Annotated in this window: 12 protein-coding genes; all 12 read right to left on the minus strand. The window is 39.2% G+C overall.

The window, feature by feature from the left end; all coding sequences use genetic code 11:
• Positions 1–14: 14 nt before the first annotated feature.
• Positions 15–2,810, minus strand: coding sequence for a multicopper oxidase domain-containing protein (locus K7X70_RS20075; protein WP_222538739.1), 2,796 nt, complete (start codon positions 2,808–2,810; stop codon positions 15–17).
• 22 nt (positions 2,811–2,832) lie between these two features.
• Positions 2,833–3,300 carry a heme-binding domain-containing protein gene (locus tag K7X70_RS20080; protein WP_068402194.1) on the minus strand — a complete coding sequence of 156 codons (468 nt, stop codon included), beginning with the start codon at positions 3,298–3,300 and terminating at the stop codon, positions 2,833–2,835.
• Positions 3,301–3,305: 5 nt separating this feature from the next.
• Positions 3,306–3,878: a DUF3347 domain-containing protein gene (locus K7X70_RS20085; protein WP_068402196.1), complete on the minus strand. Its 573-nt coding sequence runs from the start codon at positions 3,876–3,878 to the stop codon at positions 3,306–3,308.
• A gap of 157 nt (positions 3,879–4,035) precedes the next feature.
• On the minus strand, positions 4,036–4,524 hold the full coding sequence (locus K7X70_RS20090) for a DUF3347 domain-containing protein (RefSeq protein WP_068402198.1): 489 nt from the start codon (positions 4,522–4,524) through the stop codon (positions 4,036–4,038).
• A 111-nt stretch (positions 4,525–4,635) separates the two neighbouring features.
• Positions 4,636–5,073 carry a hypothetical protein gene (locus tag K7X70_RS20095; RefSeq protein WP_068402200.1) on the minus strand — a complete coding sequence of 146 codons (438 nt, stop codon included), beginning with the start codon at positions 5,071–5,073 and terminating at the stop codon, positions 4,636–4,638.
• Positions 5,074–5,273: 200 nt separating this feature from the next.
• Complete coding sequence (locus K7X70_RS20100; RefSeq protein WP_255607460.1) at positions 5,274–5,894, minus strand: hypothetical protein; 621 nt, start codon at positions 5,892–5,894, stop codon at positions 5,274–5,276.
• 21 nt (positions 5,895–5,915) lie between these two features.
• Positions 5,916–6,614 carry a HupE/UreJ family protein gene (locus K7X70_RS20105; protein ID WP_255607461.1) on the minus strand — a complete coding sequence of 233 codons (699 nt, stop codon included), beginning with the start codon at positions 6,612–6,614 and terminating at the stop codon, positions 5,916–5,918.
• Positions 6,615–6,668: 54 nt separating this feature from the next.
• On the minus strand, positions 6,669–6,878 hold the full coding sequence (locus tag K7X70_RS20110) for a hypothetical protein (protein ID WP_068402203.1): 210 nt from the start codon (positions 6,876–6,878) through the stop codon (positions 6,669–6,671).
• 33 nt (positions 6,879–6,911) lie between these two features.
• Positions 6,912–8,144 (minus strand): MFS transporter, encoded by a 1,233-nt coding sequence (locus K7X70_RS20115; RefSeq protein WP_222538741.1) that lies wholly within the window; start codon positions 8,142–8,144, stop codon positions 6,912–6,914.
• Complete coding sequence (locus K7X70_RS20120) at positions 8,145–9,308, minus strand: efflux RND transporter periplasmic adaptor subunit (RefSeq protein WP_222538742.1); 1,164 nt, start codon at positions 9,306–9,308, stop codon at positions 8,145–8,147.
• A 17-nt stretch (positions 9,309–9,325) separates the two neighbouring features.
• Complete coding sequence (locus K7X70_RS20125) at positions 9,326–13,711, minus strand: CusA/CzcA family heavy metal efflux RND transporter (RefSeq protein WP_222538743.1); 4,386 nt, start codon at positions 13,709–13,711, stop codon at positions 9,326–9,328.
• An 85-nt stretch (positions 13,712–13,796) separates the two neighbouring features.
• Positions 13,797–14,168, minus strand: a complete 372-nt coding sequence (locus K7X70_RS20130; protein WP_222538744.1) for a hypothetical protein — start codon at positions 14,166–14,168, stop codon at positions 13,797–13,799.
• Positions 14,169–14,512 lie beyond the last annotated feature (344 nt).

Genomic DNA, 14,512 nt, shown 5'->3' on the forward strand with positions numbered 1-14,512 from the left:
ATGATTTTAATAAGTTAATAGTTTAAGGTTAGTCCGGCACCATAGCCCATGTCACTATCATAGTGGGTAGATAGACCAAAATATTTTGTAACTATATATCTAAAACCTGCCATGTATTCCTTATCTGTGTTAACCATAAATTGAAAGCGTAATCTTTTGGAGATAGGAACATCTTCTCTCATCAACTGAAATCTAACATTACCTTTATGATCAACAGAAGCATCAGCTACAACTAACATCGGCAAAGTGTATTGCACCCCTAAATGAAACACCTGTCTAAAGTTTTTGGTATTTTTTTGTCCAAAAAGGTTGTCTCCGGGTGATAATGATTGTCCAAAAATATTTTTGTCCATTAGATCAATCGTTCTTTTACGAAAATCCCATCCCACATAAGGGAAGAGCCATTGATTTCGCCCGATGTACCTTCCAAAATGACTTTCGCTTTCATAGCCCATTTCTTTATCAAAGCCAATTCTCCATTCGGTTGTAAAGCGGTAGCGTGTGTTAGCCAACATAATCTCACCATCACTACCATTTGTTTCTATTCCAATTCTTGCCATTGGATGAAATTCCCTATCATCACTGAACAATTTGCGTTGCGCTAATTTAGGGTTAGGGATTTCGGGATTAGGTGGCGAGTTTTCATAACTGAATACCCTTCCCATTCCACTGATCATGTGGTAAAGGATATGGCAATGAAAAAACCAATCACCTCCAGGTTCTGTAGCCGCAAATTCGATGGTATCCCTCTCCATTGGCATAATGTCTATGATGTTTTTCATAGGTGCATTTTCACCTTGTCCATTCACTACTCTGAAATCATGACCATGTAAGTGCATAGGATGACGCATCATACTATTGTTGAATAAGATGATCCTCACATTTTCGCCTTTCTTAATCAGGATTTTATCACTTTCTGAAACCGTTTTGTTATCCAAAGTCCATACATAACGATTCATATTCCCTGTGAGATCAAACTTTAACTCTTTCCATGGGCCATTAGGTAAAGTTGTTTTCTTTGGATCACGGAGCATTCCATAATTTAAAGTAACGATGTCGGGGTTATCAGCGGCCATGTTCATTCCTGCCATGCTTTTATCGTTTGGCATTTGCATACCTGACATCGCTGCTTTTTTATTTTCTACCTTAGAATTCTCTTCACCTGTTACTTCCGGATACATCACAGTATTCATGTCCATGACCTGATTCTGCATTTTCATGCCTTCCATTTCTACCATGTTACCGTTCATATCCATCATGTCATTCATCATTTTCATTCCGGCAAAATATTTCAGTTTTGGTAGTTTCTGAGCCGGGACTTTTTCTCCTTTACCCAACCAGAGTGATGCCGATTTTGTACGGTCTTCAGGTGTCACCAGAAATTCGTAACTCTTATTTTCTGGAATGGTTACTACCACATCATACGTTTCGGACACAGCTATAATTAATCTGTCCACTTCTACAGGCTCTACATCATTTCCATCCGTAGCTACAACAGTTATTTTACCACCAGAATAAGTCAACCAGAAATAATCAGATGCCCCACCATTGGCAATTCGTAGCCTTACCTTATCACCTCCTTTAAACTGTGGCTGGACATTCTGATTCTTGCCGTTGATCAAAAATGTATCATAATAGACATCACTCACATCCATCGCATTCATACGCTTCCACTCATTAGTCACTTTGGTTTTGAAATGTCCTGTTCTGATCGCCTCCGCATAACTTTGGGTAGTTCCTTTTTTAATTGCAAACCAATCGTTTGCATTCTTCAGACTTCGGTGTACTTCCTCTGGTTTCATATCAGTCCATTCACTGATGACCACTGGAAGAGTTGGAATCTCCCATTCTTTTCTTTTGTTCATAATGAAAGCACCGTACATTCCAATTTGCTCCTGGAGTTCGAAATGACTATGATACCAGTGTGTACCATTCTGAACGATGGGGAATTTATAGATATAGGTTGAATGAGGTTTAATAGGCATTTGCGTAAGGAAAGGAACCCCATCCATTTTGTTTGGTAAAAATAGACCATGCCAGTGCAGGGATGTCTCCTCATTCAGATTATTATGCACATATATCAATGCCGTATCACCTTGCGTAAATGTTAGAGTTGGCATTGGTATCTGTCCATTTACAGCAATTGCCCGCTTTGTTTTCTTTCCATAAGTTACTGTTGTATCTGCAATGTAAAGATCATAGCGAACAGTACGAGGCGGCGCACTATTTGAAATGGTTTTAATTGGCCCTAAATTTAACTTTGCCCTTTTGATGTTTTCCATTGTGGCAGTATTATCTCCCATGTCCATCCCCCCCATGTCATCCATTCCGTCATTCTTTTTGGAATGATCTTTTACAGGCATTTCCATTTGGTCATGCTTAGGTTTAGTCGCCTTAGCTTTTTCCGGCACCAGTTTCATTCCACACTTAGGGCAATTGCCGGGCTTTGTCGCATGGATTTCAGGATGCATCGGACAGGTATAGGTTACCGTTTGCGTTGGTTCATTGTCTCCTTGTTTTTTCATCGGCATATTCATATCACCCATATCTGATGCCTTTACAGGTTGGGACTTTTGATCTGGGACAGAAACCTTCTGTTTAGGAGCTGTTGTTTTTTTAACAACTAGCTTCATACCGCATTTTGGGCAATTTCCAGGTTTACTAGATTGTATTTCCGGATGCATGGGACAAGTATAAATAGTCTCTGCCTGCTTATTACTTTCTTTTTTTGGCATTTTCATTCCTTTCATCTCCTGGGCAGAAACCGTAGAGTATAGAATCAATAAAAAGGCCGTTAATATGTTTTTCATTTCTTTGGTGATTAAGGGTTAGTTAAAGATTCTTTTTGTTTAAACTATCCTTTGAATTTTGAACCCAGCTGATAATTAACGATTTCTCCGCTTCGCTCAAAATGGCATTTCTATGGATCAAGGTATATGACGACAAGGGCATAGTGCCATCTTTTAAACTGTTCTCTATGGAGCGTAATTTACTCTGCTGTCTTCTTGGAGTATAGGTGCCAAATTCATTAAAATTTAATTCTTCTTTACCAGATTGTATATGGTAATCCATAAACCAGTGGAAGGGCTGCACATAAGTATACCATGGATAGTCGGTATTATTACTATGGCAATCATAGCAGGCTTTCTTCAAGATTCCCTGTACATCAGGTGGCATGGTAACCATTTTGGAAATGTCATTTGGCATAGCCTGCCCACTTTTATTGCGGGCAGGGTGTACAAACTGGATAATTATAAGGATTACCAATAACCCAAGAGGTAATTTCTTTATGCCGTTCATGGCTATTATTTTAATTCTTCTTTAACAGTACCGCAAGTTGGCATAGCCTTTCCAAGATAAGGGTTTTTAATATCCTTCACTTCGCTCAACCAGATTGCCCCCTTATTGTTATTGTACATCGGACAGTGGTCAACATATAAAGGTTGATTGGTTCCAAGTAGTTTAACAAGGTCGTACATATCCTTACTCAACATATCAAAATGTTCTCGCTGATGCGCTATGTTTCCTGTATTGGCACCAATATGTTCAGCATGCTCTTTAGCATCATCTTGTATATCAGTATAGGCTTTACTTTGTTCTGGTGTTAAAGATTTCTTATCAAAAGAAGCGAAGCCAGCAACCATTTCATTTCCTGCTGCTGCTGCGTCTTTATCATTATCATTTGTAAAGGCATTTTTTAATTTTAGATATGAACTTAACAATGCGGCAGTAGAAGTGCCTTTTTCTGAAGATTCTGTTACAGCGGACTTAGTTGATGTAGCCTCTGAAGTAGCAGCAGTTTCAGTTTTATTACTACCATTAGAACAAGCAGCTAGAAATAGTAAAGAAAAAGCCATGCTATAAATTAATGTTTTCATCTTATTTTAATTAAAATATTTTTAAATGGTTGATTACCTACTTAAGGACAAAAGCGTATTTCCGTTATCCTTTAGTAGAATTATTTGATAAAATCTGAGAGTCAATTGTACAGTCACGACCCCAGTAAAGGTGAGGCTGTACAATCAACAAACAGAATTACTTTAAAGTTTCCTTTACTTCCCCGCAGGTTAACATTTGTTTACCGAAATAAGGATTTTTAATCGCTGCGTTATCAGAAAGCCAATAACTCTTTTTCATTGGGCAATAGTCATAATAGACTGGGTCTTTAGTAAGCTTTACAGCTTTGGCCAGCTTGAAAAGATTAGTAGAAAAATTAGCGAAATGCTCTCTTTGATGGGAAATCTCTTTTGTTTCCGAGATATGCTTGGCATCAAATGCAAGTTTATCCTGAAATCCCATGAAAGCAGTCATTTCTGCCTTTGGCATTGATTTCATATCTATACTTGCTAAAGCTTTAGAAAACTCACTTGCTTTTGATGCAGCCGCTGTTGCATCGGAGTTTACTAACGCATTTTTGATGTCGTAGTAAGAAGTTAATAATGATTGTGTCTGGCTGCTTTGAGCAAAACCAGGTTTGATCCATGCAGTTGCAATTAAAGCAACTACCAAAAATATCTTTTTCATGATGTAATAATTTAATGTTTATACTTATTCTTAGTCATAGCAATAGCTATGTGAATGTATTTGTAGACGCTAACAGCAATAAGCTTGCTGTTTAGCAACTCACATTAAATCTTATATCTGAAAACTTTGAATGACAATGCGAATGTCCTCGTTAGGCGGCCTTTCTCTATGGTCTACATAGACGCTTTGATCAAGTTCAACATCCGTTACGGGAACTAATAAGGCATAAGAATAATCAGGAAGCCAAATTATAGGTAAAACTACTTGCACCTTGCCATTTTCAGGAACTAATTTGCTTTGAGTAACCAAATCATTTACTAAAGTTTTACAACAAGGATCTTCCTTTGAGAAATTCTGACCAGATATTGGGCTAGTTTTGTGTTCATGCCCATCTGAATGATGGTGATTATTCGCCATATGAACATGATGAGGAGATTCAGAATGAAAATGATCTTCATGATGATCCTCCTCCATTCCTAAAGCACAGCCAAAACCTACAACAGTATTGAGCAAAAATATAACTAACAGAAAGATAGCTTTACTTTTCATGACTAGGCAAATCTAGTATAAAGATGCAAAAATAAATTTACATAATTCCGAGCTTTTTTTACATCTATTGGTTTCACATTAAAGTTCGTCTAAGCAAAAAAATCGTGATATACGGTTTATAATAATCTATTTTGAGGTAAAAAATAACTTCTATCAAGCTTGAAACTAGTGAATAAAAAATATTCACTAGTTAAATGATCTTATAGCAACTCGTACTCTCCCTTTAATCTCAAGGTAACTAAGATATCTTTACCTTCTTCATTTCTGAAATACCATCCATGTTTCCCTTCAAATGGGGATAGAAAAGTACCTACCATGTTATTTGAATAAGCAATGGTATAGCTATCAAAATAAGTATTCTTACTTGGTTTAAGCTCCTTTGGTTCACCATGAAAATCAAAATAAAGGTCTCCTTTACTAGTTAACCACTCGTATTTCAATTGCCCATATTTCAACATCCGTATCTTATATTCAATACCCTTTCCGGCAGGAATGGTTACCCTAACAGTATCTTCCCTATGTGTATATTGTTGTACCGGAGCAGGTAGGTCGGCCTCCGCTGGCCTTTTTACATCTGGCCCTGAACCGGCCTTTTCCAATTTGATAACAGGGTTGTTTTTTTTTACCGTCATTTGAGACTCTTCACCCATACCATTATCTGGAACATATAGTTTTCCAAAACCAAAAGCCTTCCCTGTTCCTAATGGGTCAAGACCGTATTCAGCAGGTAAGATTGCTGTAACCAATAAGATAGCGGCGACTACTATTGCTATCAATACCGCCTTTATAATTTTACTTTTTTCTATGATTTGATGACTCATTTCTGCCATTGTATGTTTTATTTAAGATGTAAAATAACCTGTTAACTGAAACCCTAATAATAGGAACCCTGCTGCCATGAGCATGGTATTTGTAAAAGTGGAAAATTTCATAAAGCTTGGGTATTTACGCCACACGGTAATCAACGTAAGAACCAGAGCGAGGGCAATAAACTGACCTATTTCCACACCAATATTGAAACCTAGTAAATTGGTAAATAAACCCTCCTTACCGAAATTAAAGTCCTGCAACTTACTCGCCAGACCAAAACCGTGAAATAAACCAAAGATCAGAACTGCTGCTTTAGTGTTTGGCTGTTTACCAAAGAAACGTTGAAAACCTCCAAGATTGTCAAATCCCTTGTAAACAATAGAAAGTGCGATAATTGCATCTATAAGATAAGCATTGATAGCAATATTACACATCACTCCAAGTAACAAAGTGATACTGTGACCTATGGTAAAGAAGCTGACATAAAGCAGGACTTCTTTTGGTTTATATAGAAAGAAAATAACCCCAACCAGGAAAAGCAGGTGATCATATCCGGTAAGCATGTGTTTGGCTCCGATGTAAAGAAAAGGGCCAAAGGCTACGCCGTTATTACCTGTTAAAAAGGTTTGGGTATCACCGTCTACACCATGCGCAAAAAGCTGGTTGCTGACACCACATAAAATGAATAGTACAGCAAGCGTAATTATTTTTTTAAAATTCATATTTTCCATTTAAAAACAGGTCTACCCTAATCTGAGATCAGGATAGACCAATTTTGTGATTAATTAGTGTTTGTGACCATGAGCGGCCTCTGCGCTATCCATTGCTACCGTATCTTTAGCTACAGTTGCACTATCAGTCTTAATAGCTGTAGTATCTACTGCTGGTGCCGTTTCTGTAGCTGAAGAATCTGTAGTTGCTTCTTTCTTAGTTTCATTTGAACAAGCCGCAAATAACATCGAAGACATGGCTGCAATAATTAGTGTTTTTTTCATTTGATTTTTTTAATGATTAATGGATTATAGAATTTATTGTTTATTTGTTTTTGATATAAGAAGAAGCGCAATCGCCAATATCCCCAATGAAATGACGCCCCCATAAAGGAAGTCATTTCCTGGGAAATAGCTTCCGGTGAATCCAGCAATGGGGTAGGCAATCGCCCACCATAAGTGGGAAAAGGCAAAATGAGAGCCGAATACTTTCCCTTGTTCCACTGAGGCTATATTTTCTCCTATCAACGTTTCGGAAGGCATCTCTGCTAAACTTTGACCTAATCCGGCAAACAGCCAAAGGACTAACAAAACAGTATAGCTGACATAATTTGCTCCTGCTATAGCTAGTCCAAGTAGCAATACACCGACGATCAGCGATACACGTCTGCTTTTAGACTTATCCAGATTGCCCGCAACAAAAGCCGCTACCGCTGCGCCGATACCAAAGGCAGCCATAGCCCAACCGTATTGTTTATCACCGAGTAAAAGCCCGCTTTTGATATGGCCAACTGTGTTTACTAAGATTTGTGCCCCTGCAATTGCAGAAATAAATTCAATGGCCAGGGCAAATCGGATCAACTTATTTCCAAAGAGTAGTTTTGCTCCTTTGACTACATCTGCCCATGCAGATAAAGGCTTCTCTGATATTGGATGAGCAGGTCTACTGATCAGTTGAGCTGGAAGCATCAGGATCAATATACCTGCAAGAATAAACGATGCGGCATCAACAAAGAATATATCCCTTGGTCCAAACCATACGGCTATAATTCCGGCTAATCCTGGCCCAAGTACTCCTAACAATTGAAATGTTGCGGTAGATAGACCAATCGCCTGCCTGTAATTCCGTTGGTCAACAACCTGTGGAATTATGGATTTATAAGTTGGCGTAAAAAAAGCATTGAACACATTTAAAAGAAAAACCAGCACATAAATCTGCCATTCGGCATTTACAAAAGGCAAACAACAGATAATTGCCATTCTGATAAAATGTGTGATATACAATATATTTTTTCGGTCAACCCGATCCGCTAGTACTCCGGCAAAGGGGGAAAAAATGATGAAGGCAACCACTCTAAGAGTTAATGCAGAGGCTAGAATTACCGCTGAATTTTCCTTACCAAACTGATAGGATAACAATGCAAGCCCTACCCAGGTAAATGCATCACCTAACAAACTGATAGTTTGTGCGAAATACAAGATAGCAAATGCTTTATGTCTTAGTGCCTGAAAAGGCTCCTTTAACACCGTTATGAGTTTTGCCTGTGCCATTTATTCCTCTACATTTTTCATTGCTGAAAGAAGGGTGTAAGCTCCTTTAAGTACAACAGCAGAATTATGGTCAAAATCCTCTGGCAGGATAACCTCTGTATATCCTTCCTGTTCAATACCTTTTTTCACCGGGATCATTTTGAATGTAGATCTTTTTGCATCTGAAGAGGTAATCTGAATAAATATGTAATCCAGACCATCGGATTGCACAATAGCTTCGTGAGGTAAGGCTGGTACAGACTGATTTGTAGTTTCAATCATTGCTTTGGCATACATACCCGGGAACAAAGCTGCGTTTTCGGTATTAAGCAAACGGCAATGAACAGGTACAGTCCCCTCATTACCAGTCGATTTTCCAATCAGAAAAACTCTCGCATTGCGATTGTATCCGGTTTCATTCGCCAATGCGAATTTAATTGATTGACCTACTTTAATTTTAGAAGCATCTCTTTCGTAAACATTCAATGCGAGGTGCATTTGACTTTTATTGGCCAATTCAAATATTACGTCCGTTGGATTGACATATTTTCCGGTAGTTGCGTTGTTGAGCGTTACATATCCGTTAATAGGTGAATACAAATTACTGGTTTTAGAAATCTTTCCAGATTGAAGGCTTTTCGCATTAATCCCTATCAGCGACAGTTTCTGCTCCAACCCATTCATTCGCGCCTGGATTATTTTATATTCAGAATTTACCTGCTGAAAAGTTTTTGCCGAGTTTACATCTTCTCGCCTAAGTTGTTCCTGCCTCTTGTATTCCAGGGCCAAAAACTCAAAACGGCTTTTGCTTTCCAAATATTCCTGCTGAATATCAATAAATTCAGGATTTTCAATAGTGGCAATCACTTGTCCTTTGCTGATTTGCTGACCTAATAATAAACCAGCGCTTTTGATATACCCTCCTAAAGGAGCAGATATAGAAACCATATTCTCTGGGGGTACATCAATAGCGCCATTTGCTTTAATGACATCACTCAATGAACGCATTTCTAATTTACCTATTTGTAGTGCGGCAACCTTGTACTGGTCTTTAGACAAGGTTACTTCATCACTAGATTTAGCGGTGGCCGCCTCCTCTTTCTTTTCTTCTGTGGAAGCCTGATTACAGGCTGTAATGGTTAAAAGTGACAGCGTGAAAGCTGCGATATAATTAAGTGTCTTCATTTTGCTATTTCCTATTTTTACTTTTTACCTGTGATATTTTCTATATCCAATAGATTCTGGTTATAAGCAAACAGCTCATCCAGGTAATCAGATTTAATTTTAATGGCTAAGGCTAAACTTTGCAAGTATTGCAGGTAAGCAATTTCTCCTCCTTTAAACCCTGCTTCTGCATTCTTAATGATCAGATCAGCTTGTTTTAACGCGCCTTGTTCATAATAGTCCAGTGTGCTGGCATGTTTCTGACTCTGTTGTAAAAGCTGACTAAAATTGCCATGCAAAATACTTCGCTGATACTGTAGATTTGCTGATGCAATCTGCTGACTTACTTTAGCCGCATTTACCTTTGCCCTGTTTCCCCCAGGCAACAATGGAATACCGATACCTACCTGAAAACCACTAAACCGATCCGAGCCCGTATAGTTCTGTGTCATCCCGTTAAAGTTTTGCAGCCCATTAAAAGACTGGTTGAAATATCCAACCGAAAAATCAGGCAATCCTTTTGCTTTTTGAACCTGGGTTTCCTGTTGCTTAACCCTCAATTCCTGTTTCAAATAATTCAGGTAAGGATTACCCGCTAGTATGGCGCTATCCTGATTAACCTTAACAGGCTTTCTCTGAAGTTTATTTTCAAGGGCAATAATCTGCTGGTCGGTATTGAGTAATGTTTGCAGTTCTTTTTGAGCAATATGAATATCTGCTTCAACTTGTCTACCCGCATTTTTAAGTTCCATTAATTGGGTTTCCGAGGTTACCTTTTCCAATCGGTTACTTTCTCCTGTACGGTAACGCAGGTCACTCGCCTTTAGCAAATTGGTATATAGGCTATCCTGATAATGTATCAGGGTCTTTTTTTCGTCCAGATATACCAGCTTATAGTAAACACTTTTAACCTTATTAATCAATATCAATGCCTGAACATCAAATTGCCCCTGTGCCTTTGTTACATTCTCTGATGCTAACTTGGACTGTCCTGAATAAACGGTTGGAAATTCTATTTTTTGGCTGACACTAATGTGGTTGTCCCTTGTATTACTATTGATCTGTCCCTGCTGAAAGATCACATTGGTGCGTTCAAGCGTAAGGCTGCCTTTTTTTAGTTCCTTTTGATAATCAACTCCAAATGCCGCAGCCTTAACACCATTATTATTTTTCAAGGCTAGATCAATCGCTTGTTGAAGGCTCAACTTTTCTACCGGGCCATCTTGGGCAAAAGCACCAGAAGGCATGAACAAAATAGATGACAATGCCAGAACAATAAGTGTGTTCAAGGCAGTACCTGTTTTTGGTTTGTTAAATTTTTTCTCAAAAAAGATATATAACACAGGGAGTACCAACAGCGTAAGCAATGTAGCGGTAAGCAGACCACCGATCACCACTGTAGCCAAAGGACGCTGAATTTCTGCTCCTGATGAATTAGAGATAGCCATAGGAAGAAAGCCCAATGAAGCAACAGCCGCAGTCATGAGTACCGGACGTAACCTTATTTTAGTTCCTATGAGTACACGTTCGTTAATATCGGTCATTCCTTCTTCTTTTAAGCGGTTAAACTCGGAGATCAATACAATTCCATTTAATACCGCAACACCAAAGAGTGCAATAAAACCAACCCCTGCTGAAATACTGAAAGGCATATCCCGGATCAACAGGGCAAAGACACCACCAATAGCAGAAAGCGGGATAGCGGTAAAAATAAGCAAGGTCTGTTTGATTGAATTGAAAGTAAAATAGAGTAAGCAAAGGATGAGCAACAACGCCACCGGAAGCGCAAACGCCAATCGTTTGTTGGCTGCCTGAAGGTTTTCAAATTGGCCGCCATAGGTAACATAGTAACCAGCAGGAAACTTTATTTTCTGATCAATCTTAGATTGAATTTCTTCTACAATGCTGGCCACATCACGGTCACGGACATTAAAACCAATGGTGATCCTTCTCTTGGTATCGTCCCGTTGAATTTGATTTGGGCCATTTTTAAATTCCACTGAAGCGACTTCCTCCAAAGGAATTTGCTGACCTGTTGGTGTAGAAATATATAGTCCTCTAACATTACCAATATCCTGTCTATCTTGTTTGTCTAAGCGTACAACCATATCAAACCGTTTTTCCCCCTCGTAAACCAAACCTGCGGTTTCACCTGCAAATGCGGTTTTAATGGTTCGGTTGATCTCTTCGATATTTAATCCATATTGGGCAATTTTATCCCGGTTAAACTTCACCTGTATCTGAGGCAAACCCGTCACTTCTTCTACATAAGTATCATACACCCCCTGAATAGGCTTGATCAGTTTACCGATCTTTCCTGCCTCAGCGGTCAGTACATCCAGGTCTTCTCCGTAAACCTTCAGCACCACATCCTGTTTTGCACCAGTGATCAGCTCATTAAAACGCATCTGGATAGGCTGCTGAAAGCCAAAGGTAGCCCCTGGTATTACCGCAAGCGCCTTCTGCATCGTATCGGCCAGTTCCTCTCTGGTCTTGGCACTTGTCCACTCGCTTTTATCCTTCAGGATCACCATCATATCACCCGCTTCAATGGGCATAGGGTCGGTTGGGATCTCTCCTGATCCGATTTTATTCACCACCTGTTTGACTTCAGGAAAGCCAAGAATGATCTTTTGCGCCTTTCTGGATACCTCGATCATCTGGTCAATAGAACTTCCGGTCAGGACCCTTGTTTCCACCGCAAAATCTCCTTCATCCAATTGAGGGATAAACTCACCGCCCAAACGATTAAAAGTTATTACGCTGATCACAAAAAGAACAATTGCCGTGATGACCACAACTGCCTTGTGCTGAATAGCCTTTTTGATTAGCGGACTGTATAATCTCTGGAAGTAATCCATCATCTTATCTGAAAAATTACGCTTATGGGTAGTGTTCTTGCTTAAACCTAAAGCAGCCATCATCGGCACATAGGTAAGTGACAGAATAAATGCACCTAGAATTGCAAACATCACCGTTTCCGCCATAGGCCTGAACATCTTACCCTCAATACCCACCAATACCAATAAAGGCAGGTATACAATTAGGATTATGATTTCCCCAAATGCAGCACTTGTTCTGATCTTAGAGGAAGCCTGATAAACCTCTTCATCCATTTGCTGCTGATTGAGCCGGGCAATTCCTTTTGCGGCAAAGCTTCCTATGGCAATACGGTGAACGATACTTTCCACTATAATTACTGCCCCATCCACAATAAGTCCAAAATCTATCGCCCCCAAGCTCATTAAATTGCCCGAAACCCCGAACAGGTTCATCATACAGATGGCAAACAGCATAGATAATGGAATTACAGAAGCCACTACCAAGCCAGCACGTAGGTTCCCCAAAAACAGGATTAAAATGAAGATCACAATCAATGCTCCTTCAATCAGGTTTTTGGATACCGTACCAATCGCATTATCAACCAACTTTTTACGGTCTAAAAAAGGCTCAATGGTTACCCCTTCAGGTAAGGTCTTTTTGATCTGCTCAATTCTTTCCTTAACGTTATTGATCACTTCAGAAGAGTTGGCACCTTTCAGCATCATCACAATACCTGTAACTGTTTCACCTTCTCCATTTCGTGTTGCAGCACCATAACGCACACTGTTTCCAAACTGAACAGTAGCCACATCCCGGATTAGTACTGGGATTCTGTTGTTGATTTTGATCACGATCTTTCCAATATCGTCCAAACCACCCACTAAGCCTTCACTCCTGATAAAGTAGGCATTTGGTGATTTATTAATGTAAGCACCTCCAGTATTTTGATTATTGGTTTCCAGCGCTTTAAATATGTCGGCAATACTCACATTTACACTACGCAAGCGATCAGGATTTACAGCAATTTCATACTGTTTGACATAACCACCAAAGCCGCTGACCTCGGCAACTCCCGGAGTACCCAATAACTGGCGTTTAACGATCCAGTCCTGAATAGTACGTAATTCAGTGGCATCGTATTTCTTTTCATAACCTTTTTTAGGGTGGATTACATACTGGTATATTTCACCCAGACCTGTGGTAAGAGGGGCCATTTCAGGTTTACCCACACCTTCAGGAATTTGTTTGGCGGCATCATTTAAACGTTCTCCAATCTGCTGACGTGCCCAATAGATATCTACATCTTCTTTGAAAACAACAGTAACGATGGACAGGCCAAAACGGGAAAATGAACGGATTTGACTAATGCCAGGAATGCTGGCCATTGTTTGCTCTACCGGAAAAGTAATTAACCTTTCGGCTTCCTGGGCGGCCAGACTTGGGGTGACAGTGATGACCATAACCTGATTATCTGTAATATCAGGTACGGCATCAATAGGTAATCGGGTAATGGAATAAGTACCCCATGCAATCAATGCAAGGGTAAATAAACCAATAACAAGCTTATTCTTAATAGAAAACTCTATGATCTTATTGAGCATTTTGAAAGTTTATTGTAAAAAATCAGAAAAAGAGATTGCATAGGCAATCCTGTTCATTTACTTCAACAGCAAATAATTCCGGTAATTAACAATAAACAGGGGGGCCTCTTAGTAAGGCGGCATCTATATGAAATAGCGCCGGGGGATGCTCAGGTGGTGGTGTACAATACTGTTGAACAATTACAATGGGTTCCTGTGTAAAATTATATAGCACCAAAACCAAATTTACAGGTACACTGACATCTAAGTGCTGAAAATCTAGTTTCTGAACAAAGTCACCATCAAGTTTTACATTATCAAAAGGGGTCGCTGAGCGGTCTTCATGATGATCCTGATGATCGTGGTGATCTCCGGCATACTCAATTGCTTCTTCATCATGGTGGTGCGAAATGAGGTTATGAGCCAATAAAAGGCTGAACGCAAAGCCAATAAAAACACGGGCAATCCATAATCTCATGTTGCAAATATATACTTAACTGTTAGAAATCCTGTGCAATTGTATAAATTGCTATCGAAATAGAAATAATTTAACTCAGACATTGCAGGTGAGGCCTGAAAAAAATGCTATAAAAGCCGTCACTGGAAGCACTCCAAAACAAACACCACAAGCAAAAAAAGGTCATGGGCAATTTTCTTGATTCTTTTGACCTTCTAGTTCTTTATTATTATTTCGTTCAAAGCAGATCTCATCAGTACAACAATTATCCTCTAGGTTGCAGGGAACACCAGTTAAAAAGAGTACATAAAATGAAAAAAGGCAAACGAACCATTTCATGGTTTCAAATATATCAAAATTTTAAT

This window comes from Pedobacter polysacchareus, assembly GCF_019802255.1.
GTDB classification, from domain to species: domain Bacteria; phylum Bacteroidota; class Bacteroidia; order Sphingobacteriales; family Sphingobacteriaceae; genus Pedobacter; species Pedobacter polysacchareus.

Coding starts and splice junctions, on each gene's coding strand:
- K7X70_RS20090 (WP_068402198.1), bottom strand. CDS start 4,524: ATGAAAAAGATATTTTTGGTAGTTGCTTTAATTGCAACTGCATGGATC.
- K7X70_RS20085 (WP_068402196.1), bottom strand. CDS start 3,878: ATGAAAACATTAATTTATAGCATGGCTTTTTCTTTACTATTTCTAGCT.
- K7X70_RS20075 (WP_222538739.1), bottom strand. CDS start 2,810: ATGAAAAACATATTAACGGCCTTTTTATTGATTCTATACTCTACGGTT.
- K7X70_RS20130 (WP_222538744.1), bottom strand. CDS start 14,168: ATGAGATTATGGATTGCCCGTGTTTTTATTGGCTTTGCGTTCAGCCTT.
- K7X70_RS20120 (WP_222538742.1), bottom strand. CDS start 9,308: ATGAAGACACTTAATTATATCGCAGCTTTCACGCTGTCACTTTTAACC.
- K7X70_RS20105 (WP_255607461.1), bottom strand. CDS start 6,614: ATGGAAAATATGAATTTTAAAAAAATAATTACGCTTGCTGTACTATTC.
- K7X70_RS20110 (WP_068402203.1), bottom strand. CDS start 6,878: ATGAAAAAAACACTAATTATTGCAGCCATGTCTTCGATGTTATTTGCG.
- K7X70_RS20100 (WP_255607460.1), bottom strand. CDS start 5,894: ATGAGTCATCAAATCATAGAAAAAAGTAAAATTATAAAGGCGGTATTG.
- K7X70_RS20125 (WP_222538743.1), bottom strand. CDS start 13,711: ATGCTCAATAAGATCATAGAGTTTTCTATTAAGAATAAGCTTGTTATT.
- K7X70_RS20080 (WP_068402194.1), bottom strand. CDS start 3,300: ATGAACGGCATAAAGAAATTACCTCTTGGGTTATTGGTAATCCTTATA.
- K7X70_RS20115 (WP_222538741.1), bottom strand. CDS start 8,144: ATGGCACAGGCAAAACTCATAACGGTGTTAAAGGAGCCTTTTCAGGCA.
- K7X70_RS20095 (WP_068402200.1), bottom strand. CDS start 5,073: ATGAAAAGTAAAGCTATCTTTCTGTTAGTTATATTTTTGCTCAATACT.